21 protein-coding genes and 1 tRNA gene are annotated in these 23963 nt (G+C 62.4%); 15 read left to right on the forward strand and 7 right to left on the reverse strand.

Translation table 11 applies throughout. From position 1 onward, the window contains the following. The first annotated feature begins 4 nt into the window (after nucleotides 1-4). Both HP547_RS11065 and HP547_RS11070 read left to right on the forward strand, forming a co-directional pair. Nucleotides 5-1573, forward strand: a complete 1569-nt coding sequence (locus HP547_RS11065) for a SpoVR family protein (RefSeq protein ID WP_172286314.1) — start codon at nucleotides 5-7, stop codon at nucleotides 1571-1573. A gap of 55 nt (nucleotides 1574-1628) precedes the next feature. Further along, a complete protein-coding gene (locus tag HP547_RS11070; protein WP_172286306.1) occupies nucleotides 1629-2735 on the forward strand; it encodes a multifunctional CCA tRNA nucleotidyl transferase/2'3'-cyclic phosphodiesterase/2'nucleotidase/phosphatase in 1107 nt (368 codons plus the stop codon). A gap of 230 nt (nucleotides 2736-2965) precedes the next feature. Here HP547_RS11070 and folK read toward each other — a convergent pair whose 3' ends face one another. Together folK and folB are read right to left on the reverse strand one after the other, a co-directional pair. Further along, nucleotides 2966-3475, reverse strand: coding sequence for a 2-amino-4-hydroxy-6-hydroxymethyldihydropteridine diphosphokinase (folK, locus tag HP547_RS11075; protein WP_172286307.1), 510 nt, complete (start codon nucleotides 3473-3475; stop codon nucleotides 2966-2968). Then, complete coding sequence (gene folB / locus HP547_RS11080) at nucleotides 3466-3822, reverse strand: dihydroneopterin aldolase (protein WP_027907305.1); 357 nt, start codon at nucleotides 3820-3822, stop codon at nucleotides 3466-3468. Before folB ends, folK begins: the two co-directional genes overlap by 10 nt. 74 nt (nucleotides 3823-3896) lie before the next feature. Between folB and plsY the strand changes: the two genes are divergently transcribed. Further along, nucleotides 3897-4466 carry a glycerol-3-phosphate 1-O-acyltransferase PlsY gene (gene plsY, locus HP547_RS11085; protein ID WP_172229645.1) on the forward strand — a complete coding sequence of 190 codons (570 nt, stop codon included), beginning with the start codon at nucleotides 3897-3899 and terminating at the stop codon, nucleotides 4464-4466. Nucleotides 4467-4482: 16 nt separating this feature from the next. Here the strand turns inward: plsY and tsaD are convergent, their stop codons facing one another. Beyond that, on the reverse strand, nucleotides 4483-5508 hold the full coding sequence (gene tsaD, locus HP547_RS11090) for a tRNA (adenosine(37)-N6)-threonylcarbamoyltransferase complex transferase subunit TsaD (protein ID WP_172286308.1): 1026 nt from the start codon (nucleotides 5506-5508) through the stop codon (nucleotides 4483-4485). Between the two features lie 204 nt (nucleotides 5509-5712). Between tsaD and rpsU the strand changes: the two genes are divergently transcribed. From rpsU to HP547_RS11115, 5 genes are all read left to right on the forward strand, one after another. Further along, on the forward strand, nucleotides 5713-5928 hold the full coding sequence (rpsU, locus tag HP547_RS11095) for a 30S ribosomal protein S21 (RefSeq protein ID WP_003255575.1): 216 nt from the start codon (nucleotides 5713-5715) through the stop codon (nucleotides 5926-5928). A 301-nt stretch (nucleotides 5929-6229) separates the two neighbouring features. Further along, nucleotides 6230-8212 carry a DNA primase gene (dnaG, locus tag HP547_RS11100; protein WP_172229641.1) on the forward strand — a complete coding sequence of 661 codons (1983 nt, stop codon included), beginning with the start codon at nucleotides 6230-6232 and terminating at the stop codon, nucleotides 8210-8212. A gap of 67 nt (nucleotides 8213-8279) precedes the next feature. Next, entirely contained in the window at nucleotides 8280-10130 is a 1851-nt protein-coding gene (gene rpoD / locus HP547_RS11105) for an RNA polymerase sigma factor RpoD (protein ID WP_172229638.1), read from the forward strand. A gap of 127 nt (nucleotides 10131-10257) precedes the next feature. Then, a complete protein-coding gene (locus HP547_RS11110) occupies nucleotides 10258-14001 on the forward strand; it encodes an EAL domain-containing protein (RefSeq protein ID WP_172286309.1) in 3744 nt (1247 codons plus the stop codon). A 16-nt stretch (nucleotides 14002-14017) separates the two neighbouring features. Further along, nucleotides 14018-14094: transfer RNA gene (locus HP547_RS11115), tRNA-Ile, on the forward strand. Between the two features lie 58 nt (nucleotides 14095-14152). Here HP547_RS11115 and HP547_RS11120 read toward each other — a convergent pair. The 3 genes from HP547_RS11120 to HP547_RS11130 are packed head-to-tail and all read right to left on the reverse strand — an operon-like array spanning nucleotide 14153 to nucleotide 15564. Further along, nucleotides 14153-14686: a DUF2442 domain-containing protein gene (locus HP547_RS11120; RefSeq protein ID WP_172286310.1), complete on the reverse strand. Its 534-nt coding sequence runs from the start codon at nucleotides 14684-14686 to the stop codon at nucleotides 14153-14155. Beyond that, a complete protein-coding gene (locus tag HP547_RS11125; protein ID WP_306140205.1) occupies nucleotides 14683-14967 on the reverse strand; it encodes a DUF4160 domain-containing protein in 285 nt (94 codons plus the stop codon). The genes HP547_RS11120 and HP547_RS11125 overlap by 4 nt, the downstream gene beginning before the upstream one ends. A 42-nt stretch (nucleotides 14968-15009) precedes the next feature. Beyond that, nucleotides 15010-15564: a serine acetyltransferase gene (locus HP547_RS11130; RefSeq protein WP_172228713.1), complete on the reverse strand. Its 555-nt coding sequence runs from the start codon at nucleotides 15562-15564 to the stop codon at nucleotides 15010-15012. Nucleotides 15565-15838: 274 nt separating this feature from the next. On the opposite strand from HP547_RS11130, the gene HP547_RS11135 reads away from it, so the two are divergent. Then, on the forward strand, nucleotides 15839-16300 hold the full coding sequence (locus HP547_RS11135; RefSeq protein ID WP_172228711.1) for an Lrp/AsnC family transcriptional regulator: 462 nt from the start codon (nucleotides 15839-15841) through the stop codon (nucleotides 16298-16300). Nucleotides 16301-16312: 12 nt separating this feature from the next. On the opposite strand, the gene HP547_RS11140 is transcribed toward HP547_RS11135, so the two are convergent. Beyond that, a complete protein-coding gene (locus HP547_RS11140; protein ID WP_172286311.1) occupies nucleotides 16313-16603 on the reverse strand; it encodes a hypothetical protein in 291 nt (96 codons plus the stop codon). Between the two features lie 550 nt (nucleotides 16604-17153). Between HP547_RS11140 and HP547_RS11145 the strand changes: the two genes are divergently transcribed. The 6 genes from HP547_RS11145 (at nucleotide 17154) to pqqB (ending at nucleotide 23794) form a co-directional block, all read left to right on the forward strand. Beyond that, entirely contained in the window at nucleotides 17154-17468 is a 315-nt protein-coding gene (locus HP547_RS11145; RefSeq protein ID WP_172228707.1) for a DNA-binding transcriptional regulator, read from the forward strand. Between the two features lie 161 nt (nucleotides 17469-17629). After that, nucleotides 17630-19312, forward strand: coding sequence for an NAD(P)/FAD-dependent oxidoreductase (locus HP547_RS11150; protein WP_172286312.1), 1683 nt, complete (start codon nucleotides 17630-17632; stop codon nucleotides 19310-19312). Nucleotides 19313-19326: 14 nt separating this feature from the next. Further along, the gene (locus HP547_RS11155) at nucleotides 19327-20121 is read left to right on the forward strand and encodes a carbon-nitrogen hydrolase family protein (RefSeq protein ID WP_172225127.1); all 795 of its coding nucleotides are present in this window, start codon (nucleotides 19327-19329) and stop codon (nucleotides 20119-20121) included. A 134-nt stretch (nucleotides 20122-20255) separates the two neighbouring features. Further along, nucleotides 20256-22544: a pyrroloquinoline quinone biosynthesis protein PqqF gene (gene pqqF / locus HP547_RS11160; RefSeq protein ID WP_172286313.1), complete on the forward strand. Its 2289-nt coding sequence runs from the start codon at nucleotides 20256-20258 to the stop codon at nucleotides 22542-22544. A 171-nt stretch (nucleotides 22545-22715) separates the two neighbouring features. Continuing rightward, nucleotides 22716-22787 carry a pyrroloquinoline quinone precursor peptide PqqA gene (gene pqqA, locus HP547_RS11165; protein WP_003243383.1) on the forward strand — a complete coding sequence of 24 codons (72 nt, stop codon included), beginning with the start codon at nucleotides 22716-22718 and terminating at the stop codon, nucleotides 22785-22787. A 95-nt stretch (nucleotides 22788-22882) separates the two neighbouring features. Then, a complete protein-coding gene (gene pqqB, locus HP547_RS11170) occupies nucleotides 22883-23794 on the forward strand; it encodes a pyrroloquinoline quinone biosynthesis protein PqqB (RefSeq protein WP_172225133.1) in 912 nt (303 codons plus the stop codon). Nucleotides 23795-23963: the final 169 nt, after the last annotated feature.

The following is a 23963-nucleotide window of genomic DNA, read 5'->3' on the forward strand; positions in this document are numbered from 1 at the left end:
CCACATGACCGCCAGAGCACAGAGACGCCAACCCATTTCCACCGGGTCCGAGTGGACGTTCGAACTGATCCAGACCTACGACCGGGAAATCAGCCGCCTGGCCGAAGGTTATGCCCTGGACACCTACCCCAACCAGATCGAGGTCATCACCGCCGAGCAGATGATGGACGCCTACGCCTCCGTCGGTATGCCGCTGGGCTATCACCACTGGTCCTATGGCAAGCAGTTCCTCAGCACCGAAAAGTCGTACAGCCGTGGCCAGATGGGCCTGGCCTACGAAATCGTGATCAACTCCGACCCCTGCATCGCCTACCTGATGGAAGAAAACACCATGTGCATGCAGGCACTGGTGATCGCCCATGCCTGCTACGGCCACAACAGCTTCTTCAAGGGAAACTACCTGTTCCGCACCTGGACCGATGCCAGTTCCATCATTGACTACCTGGTGTTTGCCAAGCAGTACATCGCGCAATGCGAAGAGCGCCACGGCATCGATGCGGTGGAAGACCTGATCGACTCCTGCCATGCCTTGATGAACTACGGCGTGGACCGCTACAAGCGCCCCTATCCGATTTCTGCCGAAGAAGAGCGGCGTCGGCAAAAGGAGCGCGAAGAGCATCTGCAGCGGCAGATCAACGACCTATGGCGCACCATCCCGAAAAGCGCCGAGAAGGGTAACGAACGCGATGATGCGCGCTTCCCCAGCGAACCGCAGGAAAACATCCTGTATTTCATCGAGAAGAACGCCCCTCTGCTAGAGCCCTGGCAGCGTGAAGTAGTGCGCATCGTGCGCAAGATCGCCCAGTACTTCTACCCGCAGCGCCAGACCCAGGTAATGAACGAAGGCTGGGCGACGTTCTGGCACTACACCCTGATGAACGACCTGTACGACGAGGGGCTGATCACCGAAGGGTTCATGATGGAGTTCTTGCAGTCGCATACCAGCGTGGTGTTCCAGCCTGGTTTCGACAGCCCGTATTACAACGGCATCAACCCGTACGCGCTGGGCTTTGCGATGTACACCGACATACGTCGCATCTGCGAAAACCCCACCGAAGAAGATCGCCACTGGTTCCCCGACATTGCCGGCAGTGATTGGCTTTCTACCATCAAGTTTGCCATGAGCAGCTTCAAGGACGAGAGCTTCATACTGCAGTACCTGTCGCCCAAGGTGATGCGCGATCTCAAGCTGTTCAGCATCCTCGATGATGACCAGCGTGACGATCTGCTGGTACCCGCTATCCACGACGAAAGCGGCTATCGGTTCATTCGCGAGCAACTCGCGGCGCAATACAATCTGGGCAACCGTGAGCCGAACGTACAGATCTGGAGCGTTGACCGCCGCGGCGACCGCTCCCTGACCCTGCGCCACCAGCAGCACAACCGCAAACCGCTAGGCGAATCGACCGAGGAAGTGCTCAAGCATCTGCACCGCCTGTGGGGCTTCGACATCCACCTGGAAACCGTGCAAGGCGACCAGGTGATGAAGACCCATCATATGCCACCGCGCGGCGAGCACGGCGAAAGCGCCGACTACGGCCGCATGGACCTGGCAGTCATCCACCACCTCTAGCGCTACGCCATGGCTGCCGACGGGTTATCCTGTCGGCAGTTATGGAGAGCTGCACATGCACATCTACAAAGTCGGCGGCGCCGTGCGCGACCGCCTGCTCGGCCGCCCTGTCAGCGATATCGACTGGCTGGTGGTCGGCGCCACCGTCGAAGAAATGCACGCCAAGGGCTATCGGCCGGTCGGTGCCGACTTCCCGGTGTTCCTGCATCCAAAAACCGGCGAGGAATACGCCCTGGCGCGCACCGAGCGCAAGAGCGGGCGTGGCTATGGCGGGTTCACCTTCCACGCCAGCCCTGATGTCACGCTGGAAGAAGACCTGACTCGGCGCGACCTGACCATCAATGCAATGGCTGAGGATGAAGCGGGTACGCTGTACGACCCGTACCATGGTCAAACCGACCTGGAAAACCGTATTTTACGCCACGTTTCTCCGGCATTCGCCGAAGATCCGCTGCGCGTGCTGCGTGTCGCACGCTTTGCTGCCCGCTATGCGCCGCTGGGGTTCCGGGTTGCCGAGGAAACCTTGGAGCTAATGCGCCAGATCAGTGCCTCCGGTGAGTTGCAGGCGCTGACTGCCGAACGTAGCTGGAAGGAAATCGAACGCGCGCTGATGGAGGCGCAGCCCCAAGTGTTTTTCCAGGTGCTGGGGGCGTGCAATGCCCTGCAAGAGCTGCTGCCTGAGCTTCAGGCTGCCCCACAGGCCCTGGCGGCGCTGGAGCAGGCTGCAGCGCATGGGCTGCCCTTGCACGTGCGCTGGGCCTGCCTGCTGCGGCTGTTGCCGCCTGCCTCGATCAAAGCCGTCAACCAGCGCCTGAAGACGCCGCGGGAGTGCCAGGAGCTGGCATTGCTGACGGGGGAATGCCTGGCGCTGGCTGATAAGGCGCTAGAGCTGCCTGCCAGCGCGCTGCTGGAATTGCTGCAGAAATTCGATGTGTATCGGCGACCGCAGCGCTTCGAGGATTTCCTGATCGCTTGCGAGATGATCGCCCTGGGCGAAGGCAAAGCGGGTTACCCACAAGCTGGGTATCTGCGAGGGGCGGCGGCGGCGGCACGGGCGGTGGATGTGAAGCCGCTGGTGCAGGGCGGGCTGACTGGCCAGGCACTGGGCGAGGCGCTCAAAAGCGAGCGACTGCACGCTCTCGAGGCTTACAAACTCAACTGAGTAGCGCTTCTTCCCGTGGGAGCAACTGTCTTGCGCAAAATTTATGAAGCGTGCGCTATCCCTGTGGGAGCGGGTTTACCCGCGAAGAGGCCGGACCTGCCGGCCAATATCCTTGGGCACTCACTGTTGCCGCCGCCACCGCATTCGCGGGTAAACCCGCTCCCACAGGGATCGCGTACGCTGTTTAAATTTTGCGCAAGAGAGTTACTCCCCCACCGGCCGCGTCAGTGTCAGGCAGGCGTGAACTGCAACCCGCGCCACTCAAAGGCAACCGGGGCCAGCACCTGATCAATCTGCGCGTCCTGCCACAATTGCCCCATGCTCTTGCCTGCCCCTGGATGCACCAGCTCGGGTGCCAGCAGCGACAGCGGCCACAGCACAAAGGCATTCTTCAGGATCTCGGCCCTGGGCAGCACAAGCCCATCGAACGTGCCGTGCAAATCGTCATACATCAGCACATCGATATCCAGCGGCAGCCCCTTGCGGTCCGGGGCATAGCGGCCATTCTCGGCCTCGATGAACTTCAGCCGGCGGTCCAGCTCGATCAACGGCAGTCCGGTTTGCCCGGTGACCACGAAGTTGATGAACGGCCCGCTCTTGATACCCACGGCCTGGCTTTCGAACGCGGGCGAACAACGCATGTTGGTGAGGATGCCCGCCAACGCATCGAGCCCCGCACACAGGTGCGTGTGACGGTCGGTATTGCTGCCAAGGCCCAGGTAGACGGTACTCAGAGACATCCGCGCTCGATCTCCACGCCAACACCACCACGGGCCGCAGGCACCGCACCCGGCTTGGTCAGCTTCAACCGTACCCACGGGATGTGGAACTCTTCCATCAACGCTGCCACCAGGCGCTCGGCAAAGGTTTCCACCAGTTCGAAGCGGGCCTGCTCGGCAAACGCCTGGATGCGCGCCGATACGCTGGCGTAGTCCAGCGCCAGGCTCAGGTCGTCGCCCGCCGCAGCCGGGCGGTTGTCCCAGGCAAAGCTCAGGTCCAGGCGCAAGCACTGGCGAATATCCCGCTCCCAGTCATAGGCACCGATCACGGTATCGACTTCCAGGCCTTCGATGAACACTCTGTCCAAGCACTTCTCTCCACAGCACGACAAGGGCGACTGGCGCCGTTAGAATCAGGGCGTCCTCGCCCGGAATAGTTAGCATGTTTTGGTTACTGGCGTTGCTCGCCTACCTGCTCGGCTCGCTGTCCTTCGCCATTGTCCTAAGCCGCCTTTCGGGCAGCCCGGACCCACGTTCCAGCGGTTCAGGCAATGCCGGCGCCACCAACATGCTACGCCTGGCAGGCCGCAGACTGGCGATCCTGACCCTGCTCGGCGACCTGTGCAAGGGCCTGGTGCCGGTATTGCTTGCCCGCCTTGCCGGGCTGGGCCTGCAAGAGCAGGCCTGGGTAGGCGTATGCGCGGTGCTGGGGCACCTGCTGCCGCTGTACTTCCGCTTCAAGGGCGGCAAGGGCGTGGCGACGGCTGCCGGCATGCTCATGGGCCTGTACTTTCCGGCCGCGCTGCTGGCCATCGGCGCCTGGCTGCTGACCTTCTACCTCACCCGCACCAGCTCGCTGGCGGCGCTGGTCGCCACACCGCTGACCTTGCCATTGCTGGCCTGGCGCGAGCCGGAGGCGCTGCTGCCGATCACCGTGCTGACCGTGATGATCGTGTGGCGCCACCGCAACAACCTGCGCGACCTGTTTGCCGGGCGCGAGCGGCACTTCTGAAAACACTTCGCAAACCTTACAGCGGCGGCAACTGCTCCATCGGCCAGCGCGCCTGCACGCTGATCGCCAGGTCCTGCTGCTGCCCGGCCAACAGGCGCTGACAGCCAGCGTAGGCGATCATTGCGCCATTGTCGGTGCAGAACTGCGGGCGGGCGTAGTACACGTTACCCTTGATACTGCCGAGCATGTCCTCCAGAGAGGCGCGCAGCGCTTTGTTGGCACTGACGCCACCGGCGATGACCAGGCGCTTGAGGCCGGTCTGCTTGAGCGCCCGCTTGCACTTGATGGTCAAAGTCTCCACCACCGCCTGCTGGAATGCCAGCGACAGGTCGCAACGGGTTTGCTCGCTGTCGTCGCCAGCGTTCTTGCATTGCTGCCAGGTGTTGAGCGCGAAGGTCTTGAGGCCGCTGAAGCTGAACTCAAGGCCCGGGCGATCGGTCATCGGCCGCGGGAACACGAAGCGCCCAGGCACCCCCTGCTCGGCCAGGCGGGCGATTTCCGGGCCGCCGGGATAATTCAGGCCGATCAGCTTGGCAGTCTTGTCGAACGCTTCGCCAGCGGCATCATCCAGGCTCTCGCCCAACAGCTCGTATTGGCCGATGCCATCAACGCGAACCAGCTGCGTGTGGCCACCCGACACCAACAAAGCGACGAACGGGAACTCGGGTGGGCTTTCTTCCAGCATCGGGGCCAGCAAGTGGCCTTCCATGTGGTGCACGCCAAGCGCCGGAATATCCCAGGCAAAGGCCAGCGCCTGGGCGCAGGAAGCGCCCACCAGCAATGCGCCGACCAGGCCAGGGCCCGCGGTATAGGCGATGGCGTCGATCTCGGTGGCGACGCAGTCCGCCTCGTCCAGCACCTGGCGGATGAGCGGCAGCATCCGCTTGACGTGGTCACGCGAGGCAAGCTCGGGCACCACGCCACCGAACACGCGGTGCAGGTCAATCTGGCTGAACAGCGCGTCGGCCAAAAGACCGCGTTCACTGTCGTATAATGCGACACCAGTTTCGTCGCAGGATGTTTCCAATCCCAGTACTAGCATGGGTTCGTCCCTTGTGGGGGCTGAATTCGAAGGCGCGCATGATAGTCCCCGTGTCGAATGCCGACCAGCGGTTTTCGATCAGAGGCTTTGCATTCCGGCTTGCTAAGGGTTAACATCCGCAACCCTTGAAAACCGACGTACTCCAGCACACCTTTGTTTTGCCAGGAGCACGTCTACCCCGGTAATGAATTAAGGTAGCCCTGGATGCCAGCCGTCAAAGTTAAAGAGAACGAACCCTTCGACGTAGCTCTGCGTCGTTTCAAGCGCTCCTGCGAAAAAGCCGGTGTACTGGCTGAAGTTCGTAGCCGCGAGTTTTACGAGAAGCCGACCGCAGAGCGTAAGCGCAAAGCAGCAGCCGCTGTTAAGCGTCACGCCAAGAAAGTACAGCGCGAACAGCGCCGCGCCGTCCGTCTGTACTAATACAGACGTTCAACGCAAAGCTTCTGCCCTGCCCGGCTACCCGCCGGGCGACGGCAGTGGTCGCTTCAAACTTGAGCAGCTAGCTCAAGGCCCTGCACGAGCTTCATGCGAACTGCCCGGGCAACCTGCCTGAAACGTCAGAGCTGGTCCTTCTTGCTGTATGACCAGACGTGCACGTCCGACTGACGAGCCCCTAGGGGCTGGCGACGAGCACACATTCCCTCGCACTTCCCCAAGCGTCACACGCCCCATCCGGCGCGTGAGCGATTAGACTTGCCAGTTGCCAGATGACGAGACTGCCATGGCCGGGCTGATTCCCCAGAGTTTCATTGACGACCTGATCAACCGCCTCGATATCGTCGACGTGGTGAGTTCGCGCGTCCAGCTGAAAAAAACCGGCAAGAACTACTCCGCCTGCTGCCCGTTCCACAAGGAAAAAACCCCTTCGTTCACGGTCAGCCCCGACAAGCAGTTCTACTACTGCTTCGGCTGCGGCGCCGGCGGCAACGCACTGGGCTTCGTCATGGACCACGACAACCTGGACTTTCCCCAGGCTGTCGAGGAACTGGCCCGCGCCGCTGGCATGGAAGTACCCCGCGAGCAAGGCCGCCGTGACCAGAAACCACGCCAGCCAACCGATTCGCCGCTGTACCCGTTGCTGGACGCCGCCTCGGAGTTCTACCGCCAGGCCCTGCGCAGCCACCCGACCCGCAAGGCAGCAGTGGACTACCTCAAGGGCCGTGGCCTGTCCGGGGAAATCGCCCGCGACTTCGGCCTGGGCTTCGCCCCACCTGGCTGGGACAACCTGCTCAAGCACCTGGGTGCCGACACCCTGCAGCAGAAGGTGATGATCGATGCCGGCCTGCTGATCGAGAACGCCGAAAGCGGCAAGCGCTACGACCGCTTCCGCGACCGGGTGATGTTCCCGATCCGCGACAGCCGCGGGCGCATCATCGCCTTCGGTGGCCGGGTGCTCGGCGACGACAAGCCCAAGTACCTGAACTCCCCGGAGACCCCGGTGTTCCACAAGGGCCAGGAACTCTACGGGTTGTACGAGGCGCGCAAGCACAACCGCAACCTCGACGAGATCATTGTCGTCGAGGGCTACATGGACGTCATCGCCCTGGCCCAGCAAGGCCTGCGCAATGCCGTGGCCACCCTCGGTACAGCCACCAGTGAAGAGCACCTCAAGCGTCTGTTTCGCGTGGTGCCCAGCGTGCTGTTCTGTTTCGACGGCGACCAGGCCGGGCGCAAGGCTGCCTGGCGGGCACTGGAGTCGACCTTGTCGAACCTGCAGGACGGGCGCCGCGCGCGCTTCCTGTTCCTGCCCGAAGGCGAAGACCCGGACAGCCTGGTGCGCGCCGAAGGCACCGATGCCTTCATGGCCCGTATCAACCAGCACGCCCAGCCGCTGGCCGACTACTTTTTCGAGCAGCTGGGCGTAGAAGCAGACCCTCGCTCGCTGGAAGGCAAGGCGCATATGGCCACCCTGGCCGCACCGTTGATCGAAAAAGTCCCGGGCGCCAACCTGCGGCAACTGATGCGCAACCGCCTGAAGGAAATCACCGGGCTGGACCCGCAGCAGGTCGAGCAACTGGCGCAACAAGCGCCAGCGACCAGCACTGTGCCGGACTACGACCCTGGCTACGACTACGACGCCATGGCCAGCTATACCCCCGACTACGGCGACATGCCGCAGCACGACTACGCGCCGGTGCACCAGGAACAGGAATGGAAGCCGAACAAGGGCGGCGGCAAGAAGCAGTGGAGCGACAAGCCCTGGGACAAGAACCGCAAGGGCGGCAAGCCCTGGCAGCAACGCGACGAAGCGCCGCCGCGCGTGCCGGCGCCAGTCGAGCCGCCCACCCTGGCGGCCCTGCGCACCCTGCTGCACCACCCGCTGCTGGCCGGCAAGGTGGAAGATGCCAGCCACTTCGCCGACGAACAGCATCTGTACAGCCAGCTGCTGGTGGCACTGATCGAAGCCGCACAGAAAAATCCTGGGCTAAGCTCAATGCAGCTGATAGCACGCTGGCACGGCACGGAACAGGGCCGCCTGCTGCGGGCCCTGGCAGAAAAGGAATGGCTGATCGTGGCCGACAACCTTGAACAACAGTTTTTCGACACTATAACTAGCTTGTCCGCCCGCCAACGCGAGCGCAGCCTGGAACAACTGCTCAGGAAATCACGTCAAAGTGAATTGACCAGCGAGGAAAAAACCCAGCTTCTCGCGCTGCTGAGCCGGAATGTTCCCGCACAAACGCCGACCTCATCTGGCGCGTGAGGCCCATGCTCGGGTATAATCCTCGGCTTGTTTTTTGCCCGCCAAGACCTTCAGTGGATAGGGTGTTATGTCCGGAAAAGCGCAACAGCAGTCTCGTATCAAAGAGTTGATCACCCGCGGTCGTGAGCAGGGCTACCTGACTTACGCGGAGGTCAACGACCACCTGCCTGAGGATATTTCAGATCCTGAACAGGTGGAAGACATCATCCGCATGATCAACGACATGGGGATCAACGTATTCGAGAGTGCTCCGGATGCGGATGCCCTTCTGTTGGCGGAAGCCGACACCGACGAAGCAGCGGCCGAAGAAGCCGCTGCTGCGTTGGCGGCAGTTGAAACCGATATCGGCCGCACGACCGACCCGGTGCGCATGTATATGCGCGAAATGGGTACTGTCGAGCTGCTGACCCGCGAAGGCGAGATCGAAATCGCCAAGCGTATCGAGGAAGGCATCCGTGAAGTGATGGGTGCCATCGCGCACTTCCCGGGCACTGTCGACTACATTCTCGGCGAATACGACCGCGTTACCACCGAAGGTGGCCGTCTGTCCGACGTTCTCAGCGGTTACATCGACCCTGACGACGGCATCGCCGCGCCGACCGAAGAAGTACCGGTACCTGGCGCCAAGGCCCCTGCGGCCAAGGAAGAATCGGACGACGAAGAAGAAGACGGTGACAGCAGTGACGACGAGGAAGAGACCGAAAGCGGTCCCGATCCGGTGGTCGCAGCCCAGCGTTTCGGTGCAGTCAACGACCAGCTTCAGGCCACCAACAAGGTCCTGAAGAAAAACGGTCGCGGCCACAAGGAAAGCATCGCAGCCCTGCAGGCCCTGGCTGACCTGTTCATGCCGATCAAGCTGGTACCCAAGCAGTTCGAGGTATTGGTCGAGCGTGTACGTGATGCCTTGAGCCGCCTGCGTCAGCAAGAGCGTGCCATCATGCAGCTGTGCGTGCGTGACGCCCGCATGCCGCGTGCCGACTTCCTGCGCATGTTCCCAAGCAACGAAACCGACCAGACCTGGAGCGGTGACCTGGCCAAGCGCAACACCAAATGGGCTGCTGCCCTGGGTGAAAAGGACGCCGCCATCGTTGCTTGCCAGCAGAAGCTGATCGACCTTGAGACCGAAACCGGCCTGACCGTTGCCGAGATCAAGGAAATCAACCGTCGCATGTCGATCGGTGAAGCCAAGGCCCGCCGCGCCAAGAAAGAAATGGTCGAGGCGAACCTGCGTCTGGTGATCTCGATCGCCAAGAAGTACACCAACCGTGGCCTGCAGTTCCTCGATCTGATCCAGGAAGGCAACATCGGCTTGATGAAGGCGGTGGACAAGTTCGAATACCGTCGCGGCTACAAGTTCTCGACTTATGCCACCTGGTGGATCCGACAGGCGATCACTCGCTCGATCGCCGACCAGGCACGCACCATCCGTATTCCGGTGCACATGATCGAGACGATCAACAAGCTCAACCGCATTTCCCGGCAGATGCTGCAGGAAATGGGTCGCGAACCGACCCCGGAAGAGCTGGGTGAACGCATGGAAATGCCTGAGGACAAGATCCGCAAGGTACTGAAGATCGCCAAAGAGCCGATCTCCATGGAAACCCCGATCGGTGACGACGAAGACTCGCACCTGGGCGACTTCATCGAGGACTCGACCATGCAGTCCCCGATCGACGTGGCCACGGTCGAAAGCCTCAAGGAAGCCACCCGGGACGTGCTCTCCGGCCTGACCGCACGCGAAGCCAAGGTGCTGCGCATGCGTTTCGGTATCGACATGAACACGGACCACACCCTGGAAGAGGTTGGCAAGCAGTTTGACGTAACGCGTGAGCGGATCCGTCAGATCGAAGCGAAGGCGTTGCGCAAATTGCGCCACCCGACTCGCAGCGAGCATCTGCGCTCGTTCCTCGACGAGTGATGACAAAACCCCGGCCCAGGCCGGGGTTTTTCTTTAGGGTTCCGTAACATAAAGCCGATCTTGCACCGCACATCTGCAGCAATGCCCGTCTACACTCGACTTCAGACCACCTGAATGCGAGGCCGCTATGCCGCTGATGCCGGCCATCCTGTTGCTGCTCCTTGTCCTGTGGAACACAACGGCCGGCGCCCTGACCCTGACAGACGAGGAGAAGGCCTGGCTGGCTGCCCACCCGCAGCTGAGCCTGGGCGTGGATGCCTCTTGGCCACCGTTCGAGTTTCGCGACCAGGAGGGCCGGTACCAGGGATTGGCCGCCGATTACATCGCCACTATCCAGCAACGCCTGGGCGTGACGCTCAAACCGGTCGAGCCCAGCAGCTGGACCGAGGTCCTCGCGCAGGCGCGCGATAACCGTATCGACCTGCTGCCCGGCATCATGTCGACGCCAGAACGCCAGGGCTACCTGGCCTTCACCCGCCCCTACCTCGACTTTCCCATCGTCATTCTCGCGCACAAAGGCGGCGCCCAGCCGCGCAAGCTCGATGACCTGTACGGCCTGAAGATCGCCGTGGTCGAGAACTACGCCCCCCATGAACTGCTGCGCAGCCACCACCCGGATCTCAATCTGGTGGCCATGCCCAACGTCAGTTCAACCTTGCAGGCACTGGCCACCGACGAAGTGGACGCCGTGGTCGGCGACCTTGCTTCGAGCATCTGGAGCCTGCGCCAGCTCAAGCTCGACGGCTTGTATGTGAGTGGCGAAACGCCCTACCGCTATCAGCTGGCCATGGCCGCCCCACGCGACAACAAGGTGCTGGTGGGTATTCTCGACAAAGTGATGGCCGACATGACGAGTGGCGAAGTAGCGCAGATCCAGCAGCACTGGGTTGGTAATGTGGTCGACCAGCGGATGTTCTGGTCAGACCTGCTGCTGTATGGCTTGCCGGCAGTGCTGGTGCTGATGGCCGTCCTGGCCGTGGTGATCCGCATCAACCGTCGGCTCAGCTCGGAAATTTCCCGCCGCATTGCCCTGGAACAAGAGCTCCGCAGCAGCGAGTACCATTACCGCAGCCTGGTCGAAAGCCTGTCGGCCATTGCCTGGGAGGCCGACGCCAACGACTACACCTACAGTTACGTCTCTCCCCATGCCGAGGACCTGCTCGGTTTTCCGCTCACCGAGTGGCTCAAACCTGGCTTCTGGCGCAGCATCCTGCACCCGGAGGACGCACTCTGGGCCCAGGCCTACTGCGACAGTGAAACTGCAGCCGGCCGTGACCACAGCCTGGACTACCGGGTGATCCGCGCCGACGGCCAGCCGTTGTGGGTGCGTAATATCGTCAGCATGATCGAGCATGGCCACCAGCCGGTGATGCGCGGGCTGATGATCGACATCAGCGAGACCAAGCGCACCGAGGACGCCCTGCGGCTTTCCGAGCAGAAATTTGCCTCGGTGTTCCAGCAATGCCCCGACATCTTGCTGATCGCCCGCCACAGCGATGGCTGCCTGCTGGAGGTCAACGAAGCCTTCGAAGAGCAGATCGGCCTGACACCTGGCCAGGTGATCGGCCGCACCGCCACCGACCTGGACCTGTGGGGCGTAGAAGGCGCGGGCCCTCTGCTGCTGCAACGCCTGCACCAGGGTGGTATCCGCAACCTGGAAATGAGCTTCCGGCGCAGCAACGGCGAGTTGTTCACCGGCCTGACTTCGGCCGAAACCTTCGAGCTCGACGGCACCCCCGCGCTGGTGGTGGCGGTACGCGACATCAGCCAGCTCAAGCAAACCCAGCAGCAGTTGCAAACCTCCGAAGAAAAATTCGCCAAGGCCTTCCACGCCTCGCCCGACGGCCTGCTGCTGTCGCGCCAGAGCGACGGCTTGCTGCTGGAAGTGAACGAGGGCTTTTGCCGCCTTACCGGCTATGACCTCAACCCAAGCATCGACCAGACCTCGCTGGACCTGGGCATCTGGGTCGACCTCAACGAGCGCAAGCGGCTGGTCGACCAGCTGAACCGCGACGGCTACGTGCGCGACTTCACCTGCCACATCCGCCGCAGCGACGGGCAGATCCGCCTTTGCGAGCTGTCTGCGCGGCCGCTGCCGATCGCCGGCGTCGACTGCATGCTGACCATCGCCCGCGACATCACCGAACGCCACCTGATGCAGGAGAAACTGCAGCTGGCCGCCACTGTGTTCGAAAACACCGCCGAAGGCGTGCTGATCACCGACATCGACCAGCGCATCAGTGCGGTCAACCGCGCCTTCAGCGAAATCACCGGCTACAGCGAGATCGAAGCCCTTGGCCAGACCCCGCGGCTGCTCGCCTCCGGCCAGCATGACAGCGCCTTCTATGCCGCCATGTGGCACCAACTGACCGCCGAAGGCCACTGGCAAGGCGAGATCTACAACAAGCGCAAGAACGGCGAACTGTACCCCGGCTGGCTGACGATCAGCGCCGTGCGCAACAGCGACCGTGAGATCACCCACTTTGTCGCCGTGTTCGCCGACATCTCCAGCCTCAAGCACGCCCAGGCCAAACTCGATTACCAGGCCCATCACGACCCGCTCACCGGCTTGCCCAACCGCGCACTGTTCGAAAACCGCCTGCAAGCGGTACTCACTTGCGCGCAGCTATCCAACCGCCAAGGCGCAGTGCTGTTCCTCGACCTGGACCGCTTCAAGCACATCAACGACAGCCTCGGCCACCCGGTCGGCGACTTGCTGCTCAAGGGCATCGCCCAGCGCCTGAAGGAGCAGGTACGCGACGTGGACACCGTGGCCCGCCTGGGCGGCGACGAGTTCATCATCCTGCTGCCCGGCCTGCACAAACCCAGTGACGCCAGCACCATCGCCAATAAATTGCTGACCTGCTTCAACGCCCCGTTCCAGGCCGGCGAGCACGAGTTCTTCACCAGCGCCAGCATCGGCATCAGCCTTTATCCACAGGACGGCACTGACGTCGCCACCCTGATCCGCAACGCCGACGCCGCCATGTACCGCTCCAAGGCCAAAGGCCGCAACCGCGTAGAGGCCTACACCCGCGACCTCACCGCCCAGGCCAGCGAACGTATCGCCCTGGAGCACGAACTGCGCCGCGCCGTCGAACGCAATGAAATGAGCCTGTGCTTCCAGCCCAAGCTCAGCCTGAAGACCCACAGCCTGGTCGGCGCCGAAGCGCTGATCCGCTGGAGCCACCCGACCTTTGGTGAAGTACCGCCGGAGCACTTCATCCACCTGGCGGAAGAGAACGGCACCATTCTTCAGCTGGGCGACTGGGTGCTGGAGCAGGCCTGTCGGCAGATGCATCGCTGGAAAAGGGACTACGAGGCATTCGGCCCGCTGTCAATCAACCTCGCCGGCGCCCAGTTGCGCCACCACGGCCTGGCCAAGCGTATTGAGCAGCTGCTGAAGACCTATGGGCTGAAAGCCGGCGATTTGCAGCTGGAGATTACCGAAAACTTCATCATGAGCCAGGCCGAAGAGGCATTGGCTGTGCTGCACCAGTTGAAAAAACTCGGCGTGCAACTGGCCATCGACGACTTCGGCACCGGCTATTCCTCGCTGAGCTACCTCAAGCGCCTGCCGCTGGACATCCTCAAGATCGACAAGTCCTTCATCCGCGGCCTGCCCGACGACCCTCACGACGCCGCCATCGCCCGCGCGATCATTGCCTTGGGCCGCAGCATGCAATTGACCATCATCGCCGAAGGCGTCGAGAACCAGGCCCAGCAACGTTTTCTGGCTGCCGAAGGCTGCGAGCAGATCCAGGGCTACATCGTCAGCCTGCCACTGCCCGCAGAAGATTTCGCCGCCGCGTTTCTGCGCATAGCACTATCGGATCTTTCAGATGGCACAGGTGCGAAACCCTCGTTATAATCCGGCCACTTACTGAGGGCCTATAGCTCAGTTGGTTAGAGCAGAGGACTCATAATCCTTTGGTCCACGGTTCGAGTCCGTGTGGGCCCACCAGATACGACAAAGCCGCGCGATTGCGCGGCTTTTTCATGCCTTTCTGTTAGCCAGGAAACTACGCTCGTTTCTTCGGGGCATGCCCTGTACCAACCGACCTGCTTGCGTACTTGCCAGACGTATGACGGGAGACACCACCTGCTTCCGCGTCCGCCAACCGGTGTGCTTCCCACCCCTTCATAGCCAAGGCAACGGTCTTCGGCACGGGTTTTTCGCCACTACGGTAATAGGCCAACATCCGCCTGCTCAGCCCCAGTTCCTGGGCGGCACGATCCAGCGTCAGTTCATGCTTGGCCATCCAGTTCCAGATGAGTTCATGTGAGCACTCTCCCGCCTGTTCCACTGCGCGTGCACGAAGGTTGTCAGCAGCAAGTTCAAGATTATCGTCACCGGCCCAGATGACCGTATCTTTCCACTCCCCGATTGCAGCCGTTGCGAAAATCTTGGGATCGGTAAGGGGGGCCAATGTCGGGTGCTTCCCGATGACTTCGTCCAAAGCCACGCTGAATTGCTGTCCATCCGCAAAGGTAAGCCGCAATGACCCGGGGGCCAACACGGAAACCTCTGTCAGCTGGAAATGTTTGTTGGTCATGGATTCAGCTCCTCCCACATTGCTAGCAATCGAGCTCTGTTTCGCGAAGCCCACTCGAGCGCTTCACTCATCTCACGCAGGGACAGCCGCGAACCACCGAAACCGGCCAACGGAGTTAGGTCATTGATCGCAATCAGTGCCTGACGACCGTCACTGAATCGCAGATGGAAATGCGGCGGCAGATGGTCATTCGCATACAGGCAAATCACGCAATTGGACAACCGGTGGATCGTGGGCATGGGATTATCATACAGTGCAATGGTTGCACCAGACAGTACCATCCGAGCATCCCGCCCACAGCTCCAAAAATGTAACTCTTCTGATTACTCCCCGATCGGCCGCATCTCGACCTGCCGCGGGTTGTAGAAAGTCATACAAGCCGGAACATCCCGCGTAACCAGCGACATCGCGCCAATCACCACGTTATCACCAATGTCGATACGGTCAGCAACGATGCAGCTGTTGGCGCCCATGCTCACGTTGTCGCCAATGCGCAGCGCGTAGTCTTCCAGACCGAGGGTCTTGATGCCGATCGAGCAATTCTGCCGGATGAAGAAATTGCGCCCGATGCCCACATGCCGGGTAATGACCACACCCGGCAGGTGGGCGATGCGCAGGCCGGGTGCGATCTGCGCGCCGATGTCGATGTCCACAGCGTACTTGAGGTTAAGCCGCTGCTGCATGCGCCTGGCGTGACGCCGGGCCAGGCCGCCGCGGGCATCGAGGTACTGGGCCACCCGGAAGGCGAAGAGGAAACCCAGCTTGTTGTCCTTGCGCGCGCGACGCAGCACGTTGAACAGCAGGCTGATGCGGCGTCCGGGCCTTTTCTTGTTGGAGACTTCCAGTCGCCAGCATTCGAGCAGGTGGTCGAGGTTCACACTGAGGTTCTCGTTGGACTAGCGTTCCATCATGCCGAACGCGAAGCCGTCGAGCCAGCGCGGTCCCTTTGTGGGAGCGGCCTTGTGCCGCGATGGGGCGCGCAGCGGCCCCACGATTTCAGCTCCGCTGCAGATATTGCCAGGGCTGCTGCGCAGCCCTTTCGCGACACAAGGCCGCTCCCACAAAGACCGCTTCGGCTGGGCCGGTGGTGACTGGCCTTGCCCTGATCGGCACTGGCTGGCTAGGCTAGCAGGCCAACCGTAGAGACTCGTCATGTCGGATTCCCGCTCCATCACGCTGGATGAAATCGATCGCCAGCTGATCGCCCTGCTGCAGATCAACGCCCGCGAAAGCGTCGCCACCCTCGCCCGCCAGCTGGGCATCGCCCGGACCACGGTCAACTCGCGCCTGGAGCGGCTGGAGAAGAACAAAGTCATCTCCGGCTATGGCGTACGCCTGGGCCAGACTGTGATCGGCGGCGGGCTGCAGGCATATGTAGGGATCAAGGTGCAGCCGCGCTCCGGCAAGGAAGTGGTGCGACGCCTGAGTGCAATGGGGCAGGTGCAGCAACTGTGCGCGGTGAGCGGCGAGTTCGATTATGTGGCCTGGCTGCGGACGGACTCGCCCGAACAGCTGGACCAGTTGCTCGACCAGATCGGTAGCGTCGACGGGGTGGAGAAGACCACCACGTCGATCATTCTCAGCAGTAAGGTGGACCGCGGGCAGCCGCTCTGAGGCCGCTGGCGGTCAGACCTCCTGGCCGTCGAGCAGGCCCTCCAGAATTGCCGAAAGGCTTTCGGCGGAATGCTGCATTGACCAGACGATGTCACGGCTGCGCTCTGGGGCGTGCTGCTGGGCGTAGTCGGTGGCAATCTGGTTGAGGCCGCGGGCCAGCAGGCAGGCGTGAACCAGGGCGTCGGCGGCGTCGATGCCGGGGCGGAGGGTGAAGAGCGGTGGGTGGCTGGATTCGCAGTTGCAGAAGGGTTTTTCAGCGGTGGGTTTGAGCTTTTTGGGTTGGTCGGGTAAGCGGTCGGTCATGGTATAGCCTCCACATCACAGGGGTGATTGGCGGCCAATCGCATCCTTCTCACGGGAATAGGGTGGCAGCCATGCGCGAGGTGAGAACCGGCGAACTTGGAGGCGCGTACCCGGCCAGGCAAAGCCTGCCCGCGCACAGCTGCCATAGCAGTGCGCCTCCAGAAAGATCAGCGGGTTCTCACGCCCGATCGCCGAATTTGCGGCGACCCCGTGAAGTTAACGATGAAACGATTCCCGCGAAGCCAGACCGAGGCGATAGCGGGCGTAGGGTAATTCTTTATTTAATGGAACGGGTGTAAGAACTGTCTGATCACCCGAATCGCAAAGCCAGAACGTTTCCCTGTGGGAGCGGGTTTACCCGCGAATGCTGCTGTGAATCCACCGACGCATTCGCGGTCAAACCCGCTCCCACAGAGTACGCGGTGCACCAGCGATCTCAGCGTTGCAGCTACAAGCCCATCAGACGCGCTGATGCTTTTTGTCACCAATTGACCGTACGTAAATCACGTAGACATATGCAGAATGGGGATATTCACAAGAGGCTCCCCCAATGCCACGCAACCTGTTCACTGAACTCGCTGAAGGTTTTGACGCGCTGGCCGAAGAGCGCGAAGGCAAGAAGACGCTACGCTCGCACAAGGTCAGCTTCACCGAACTGACACCCTTTGCCCCTAATGAGCTTTTGGAGCTGCGCCAGCGCCTCAACATGTCCAGGGCACTGTTCGCAAAGCCTCTCCGAACCAATTCCAGAACGCTGGAAAACTGGGAGCAAGGCCGCTTCAGGCCCAATGCGCAAGCAGTCGCACTGATTCGTCTAGTGCAGAAATACCCTGAGACGGTGGATCATTTGGCATCTTTGGCCTGATTCGTCAAAAATAATGAAAAAGTGGCTAATACGACGAACAAAGCTACATTCAGACAACACTCTGCATCTTAATTACGAACACCCCACTCCCTAAAATGACCCCCAGGCATCTCCTATACTCAGGCTCCGCTCCCCGCGCAGCCCTCTGGCAAGGTCATTTCATGAACAACAAGAACCGCCACCCCGCCGACGGCAAAAAGCCCATCACCATTTTTGGCCCGGACTTCCCATTCGCCTTCGACGACTGGCTGGAACACCCGGCAGGCCTTGGTAGCATTCCGGCTGCGCGCCAAGGCGAGGAAGTGGCAATCGTGGGTGCTGGCATCGCCGGCCTTGTGGCGGCCTACGAGCTGATGAAGCTGGGCCTCAAGCCAGTGGTATACGAAGCCTCCAAGCTGGGTGGCAGGCTACGCTCGCAAGCCTTCAACGGCACCGACGGGATCATCGCCGAACTCGGCGGCATGCGTTTCCCGGTGTCGTCCACCGCCTTCTACCACTATGTGGACAAGCTGGGCCTGGAGACCCGCCCCTTCCCCAACCCGCTGACCCCGGCTTCGGGCAGCACGGTGATCGACCTGGAAGGCCAGACCTACTACGCCGAAAAAACCAGCGACCTGCCCAAGCTGTTCCACGAAGTGGCCGACGCCTGGGCCGACGCGCTGGAAAGCGGTGCCCAATTCGCCGACATCCAGCAAGCTATTCGCGACCGTGATGTGCCGCGCCTGAAAGAACTGTGGAACAAGCTGGTGCCGCTGTGGGACGACCGCACCTTCTACGACTTTGTCGCCACTTCGCGCTCGTTTGCCCAGCTGAGCTTCCAGCACCGTGAAGTGTTCGGCCAGGTGGGCTTCGGCACCGGCGGCTGGGACTCGGATTTCCCCAACTCGATGCTGGAAATCTTCCGCGTGGTGATGACCAACTGCGACGACCATCAGCACCTGGTGGTGGGCGGCGTCGAGCAGGTACCGCAGGGCATCTGGCGCCATGTACCGGAACGCTGCGTGCACTGGCCGCAGGGCACCAGCCTGAGCGCACTGCACGGCGGCGCGCCGCGTGGCGGGGTGAAACGCATTGCCCGTGCCGCCGATGGCCGCCTGGCAGTCACGGACACCTGGGGCGATACCCGGCACTACAGCGCCGTGCTTGCTACCTGCCAGACCTGGTTGCTGACCACCCAGATCGACTGCGAGGAATCGCTGTTCTCGCAGAAGATGTGGATGGCCCTGGACCGCACCCGCTACATGCAGTCGTCGAAAACCTTTGTCATGGTCGACCGGCCATTCTGGAAGGACAAGGACCCGGAAACCGGCCGCGACCTGATGAGCATGACCCTTACCGACCGCCTCACCCGCGGCACTTACCTGTTCGACAACGGTGACGACAAGCCCGGGGTAATCTGCCTGTCGTACGCCTGGATGAGCGATGCGCTGAAGATGCTGCCGCACCCGGTGGAAAAACGCGTGCAGCTGGCGCTCGACGCGCTGAAGAAGATTTACCCGAAAACCGATATCGCCGGGCACATCATCGGCGACCCGATCACCGTTTCCTGGGAAGCGGACCCGTACTTCCTTGGCGCCTTCAAAGGCGCACTGCCGGGGCACTACCGCTATAACCAGCGCATGTACGCGCACTTCATGCAACAGGACATGCCTGCCGAGCAGCGCGGTATCTTCATCGCCGGTGACGACGTGTCATGGACCCCGGCCTGGGTGGAAGGCGCGGTGCAGACGTCGCTGAATGCAGTGTGGGGTATCATCAACCACTTCGGTGGCAGCACCCACCCGGACAACCCCGGCCCAGGCGATGTGTTCGACGAGATCGGCCCGATCGCCCTGGCTGACTGATTGAAGGAGGCGCCATGCGCATTGCTCTGTTCCAGGGCACCCCCCAGCCGCTGGACGTGACCGGTAACTTGCAGCGGCTGCGCCACCAGGCGCAGCTGGCGGCCGAGCGCGGTGCGCAGTTGCTGGTGTGCCCGGAAATGTTCATCAGCGGCTACAACATCGGCCTGGGCCAGGTCGAGCGCCTGGCCGAAACCAGCGACGGCCTGGCAGCCATGGCTGTAGTGGAGATCGCCCAGGCGCACCGCATCGCCATCGTGTACGGCTACCCGGAGCGCGGCGATGATGGGGCAATCTACAACAGTGTGCAGCTGATCGATGCGCACGGCCGCAGCCTGAGCAACTACCGCAAGACACACCTGTTCGGCGAACTGGACCGCTCGATGTTCAGCGCCGGCAGCGACCACTTCCCGGTGGTCGAGCTTGACGGCTGGAAGGTTGGCCTGCTGATCTGCTACGACATCGAGTTCCCGGAGAATGCCCGGCGCCTGGCGCTGGAAGGTGCCGAGCTGATCCTGGTGCCGACGGCGAACATGGAGCCCTATGACTTTGTCTGCCAGGTGACCGTTAGGGCACGGGCGCAGGAGAACCAGTGCTACCTGGTGTATGCCAACTACTGCGGCGCGGAAGACGAGATCCACTATTGCGGGCAGAGCAGCATCATCGGCCCGGATGGCAGCGTGCTGGCCATGGCTGGGCGCGATGAGTGCCAGTTGCTGGCGGAGCTGGAGCATGAGCGGGTGAGTCAAGGGCGCGAGGCTTTTCCCTACCTCACCGACTTGCGCCAGGAGCTGCACCTGCGCAAGGGGTGATGGCTACCAGCGGGAGCTTCTCGGGTCTTTTGGCAGATTGCATCAGGCAAGCACCTTTGAGCCCTGATGCGATCCCTATGCGGCCGGGCCTGCCAACAAATGGGTTAGCATGGACAACATCCACCGGAGCCCCCATGCCTGATGCCACCCGCCACCTCACGCTCGCCAACGGCCTGCAGCTGACCCTGCGCCACGCCCCGCGCCTGAAGCGCTCGGCGGCGGCCCTGCGGGTGCACGCGGGCAGCCATGACGCCCCGGCCAAGTGGCCCGGCCTGGCCCACTTTCTCGAACACCTGTTCTTCCTCGGCACCCCGCGCTTCCCGCTGCATGACGGCCTGATGCGCTATGTGCAGGCCCTCGGCGGCCAGGTCAACGCCAGCACTCGTGAGCGCAACACCGACTTTTTCTTCGAGGTGCCTTCCGCTGCCTTTGCCGGAGGCCTCGAACGCCTGTGCCAGATGCTTGCCCAGCCAGACCTGGGCATCCAGCGCCAACGCCGTGAACGGGAGGTGATCCACGCCGAGTTCATTGCCTGGTCGCGCAACCCGCAGGCCCAGCAGCAGTTTGCCTTGCTGCAATCCGTGTCGCGCGCGCATCCGCTGGGCGCTTTTCATGCCGGTAACCGACACACCCTGGCCCTGCACGACCCGGCTTTTCAGCAGGCGCTTGCAGGCTTTCACCAGCGCTTCTACCAGGGCGGCCAGATTGTCTTGAGCCTGTGCGGCCCGCAGCCGCTGGATGAGCTGGAGCAGCTGGGTCGGCAACATGCCGCGTTGTTCGCAACGGGTGAGCACGTACCGCAAGTCCCGCCGCCGCCACTGGCGCCGACGCCCATGCCGCATGTTTTCACGCACGACAACCTCCCGGCAGGTGCCGAGCAGGCACTGGAGCTGCTGATCGCCTTGCTCGGCGACAGTCGCCCAGGTACCTGGTTGGGTGCACTGCGCCAACGTGGCTGGCTGCACAGTTTCAAGGCCGAGCCGCTATACGCCTTCGGCGGGCAGCTGCTGTGGCACATTGAGCTGAAGCTCGGCGCAGACGCGCGCACCGACGAAGCCACTGCCCTGCTGCACAGTTGGTTCGGTTTCATTCGCCGGGCCGAGCCTGCCCTGTTGAACCGCGAATTCGGCTTGCTGCAGCACAGCCGCGAACGCAGTGTCAGCGCGCTTGAGCTGGCCCGCCGGGACAGCAGCAAACAGCCGTTCGCCGGGCTGGATGCGCAAGCGACGCAAGCCTTCCGTGCCCTGCTGGAAGGCCTGCCCTGCACCGAGGGTGGTCAATGGCACCTGCCCCCTGTCGACGCTTTGCTGATGGCAGATTTGCCCACGGCCCCGCCGCAGCCACTGCCGGTGGCGCTGAAAGTAAGCGAGCTACTCCCTGGCACCCGCCAATACGCTGCGCTGTACTTGCGCTGGCATGTAACTTCGACGCTGCGCCAGCACTTGCAGGGCGTGCTCGAACAAGCCCTCGTGCCACTGCAGGAGCGCTGCGGGCGTGCATCGGTGCAGTTGCAGTTCAGCAGCGCTGGCGAGTACTGGCAATTACGCTGCGCCGGGCTGCCGGCAGCTGTGCTTCGGGCCGTGGAACAGGCCTTGGCCCTGATGCGCAAGCCCCCAGCCAGTTGTTGGCAGCCCTGCGCAGCAGCGCGTCCGGCGCTGGTGCCCATCCGGGCCTTGCTCGAACAATTGCCGCAGGCAGTATCAGGCGGGCAGCCCGCCCCTGTAACTGCCCGCACGCTGGAACAAGCGCAACTCGACAGCCTGTGGCAGCACACCCATTGGCAGGGGCTGGCCGCAGGCTTCGAAGATGCCGCGCTAGCCGCTTTGGCTGCCGCACTGCAGCACTGCCCGGGGCAAGGTTCGTCGGTCGCCCCAGCGCCCAGATGGGCAAAGCGACGCTGGCAGCATGCCGTGGTGGCTGGCAGTGAGCATGCATTGCTGCTGTTCTGCCCTGTCCCTGCGGACAACGAAGCCACAGGCCGGCTGCTCGCCCAATTGCTGCAAGGTCCGGTCTACCAACGGCTACGGGTCGAGCTGCAACTCGGCTACGCGGTATTCAGCGCCTTTCGTCAGGTCGAGGGCGTGGGCGGCTTGTTGTTCGGCGTGCAGTCGCCGCACACCAGCCCTGCCCGCATCCTCGACCACATACTCACCCTGCTGGGTCACGGCGTCAGCCTGGATCCGGCTGCCCGCCAAGCATTGGCCGGGCAATTCGACGAAGCCGCCATGGCCAATGCCGAAGTCGCCGAATGGGCGTGGCAGACACACCTGGCTACACAACCTGGCCAGCTACAGGCGCTACATGGGACTATTCTGAAAACGCGGCAGACGGATCTGGACCAGCTGCTGAGCAACCTGCTCGACCCAGGGTCCACCTGGCTATGCCTGGCCAACGCTGCCGCGCCAGACTCTTCCTGGCGCTGAGCCAGTCCGGCGATTGTTACGCGAACTGCAAGGGCACTTTTCGAATAATTAACCTTTCGGTACAAAATTTTCTTGTAAGATAGCGCAATCCCAGTTTGGGGAACCTCCTGCACATGGCGGTACCCAAGTAGTAGCTGAGCCACCCAAAACCCATCCGGAAGGAGTAATCCCATGTGGACCAAACCTGCTTACACTGATCTGCGTATCGGCTTCGAAGTCACCATGTACTTCGCTAACCGCTAAGCCCGGCTTACGGTTCCACGCCTCGGCCCGCCGGGGCGTTTTCGTTTTTCCGATCCGGTTTTCTGCATAGCCGGTTTTCTGCATAGAGAGTGGCCATGTTCATCCAGGTTCTCGGCTCCGCCGCCGGTGGCGGGTTCCCACAGTGGAACTGCAACTGCGTCAACTGCAAAGGCTTGCGCGATGGCACCCTGCGGGCCACGGCACGCACCCAGTCGTCCATTGCCCTGTCCGACGACGGCGTGCACTGGGTGCTGTGCAATGCCTCCCCCGACATCCGCGCCCAGCTGCAGGCATTCGCGCCCATGCAGCCGGCCCGTGCCCTGCGCGACACCGGCATCAACGCCATCGTCCTGCTGGACAGCCAGATCGACCACACCACCGGCCTGCTCAGCCTGCGCGAAGGCTGCCCGCACCAGGTGTGGTGCACCGAAATGGTCCACCAGGACCTCTCCACCGGCTTCCCGCTGTTCAACATGCTCAGCCACTGGAACGGTGGCCTGCAGTGGAACCGCATCGAGCTGCAAGGCAGCTTCGTGATCGACGCCTGCCCCAACCTGCGCTTCACCCCGTTCCCCCTGCGCAGCGCCGCGCCGCCCTACTCGCCGCACCGTTTCGACCCGCACCCGGGCGACAATCTAGGCCTGCTGGTGGAGGACACCCGCACCGGCGGCAAGCTGTTCTACGCCCCGGGCCTGGGGCAGGTCGATGAGAAGCTGCTGGCGATGATGCATGGCGCCGACTGCCTGCTGGTCGATGGCACCCTGTGGGAAGACGATGAAATGCAGCGCCGCGGCGTGGGCACCCGCACCGGCCGCGAGATGGGCCACCTGGCACAGAACGGGCCCGGCGGCATGCTGGAAGTGCTCGACAGCTTCCCGCGCCAGCGCAAGGTACTTATCCACATCAACAACACCAACCCGATTCTCGACGAAGATTCGCCCGAGCGCGCCGAGGTACTGCGCCGGGGCGTGGAAGTCGCCTTCGATGGCATGAGCATCGAGTTGTAAACACTCTGCAAGGCAACACAAGACCCTGTGGGAGCGGGCACGCCCGCTCCCACAGGGGCCGTGTATGTCCGGCCAGACAATCCTTCTACAGGAGCCAGCGGAATGAGCGACGCACTGCCAATGTCCCCTGCCGAATTCGAGCAGGCCCTGCGCGCCAAGGGCGCCTATT

The sequence above is a fragment of the Pseudomonas sp. CM27 genome (assembly GCF_013179515.1).
GTDB lineage: Bacteria > Pseudomonadota > Gammaproteobacteria > Pseudomonadales > Pseudomonadaceae > Aquipseudomonas.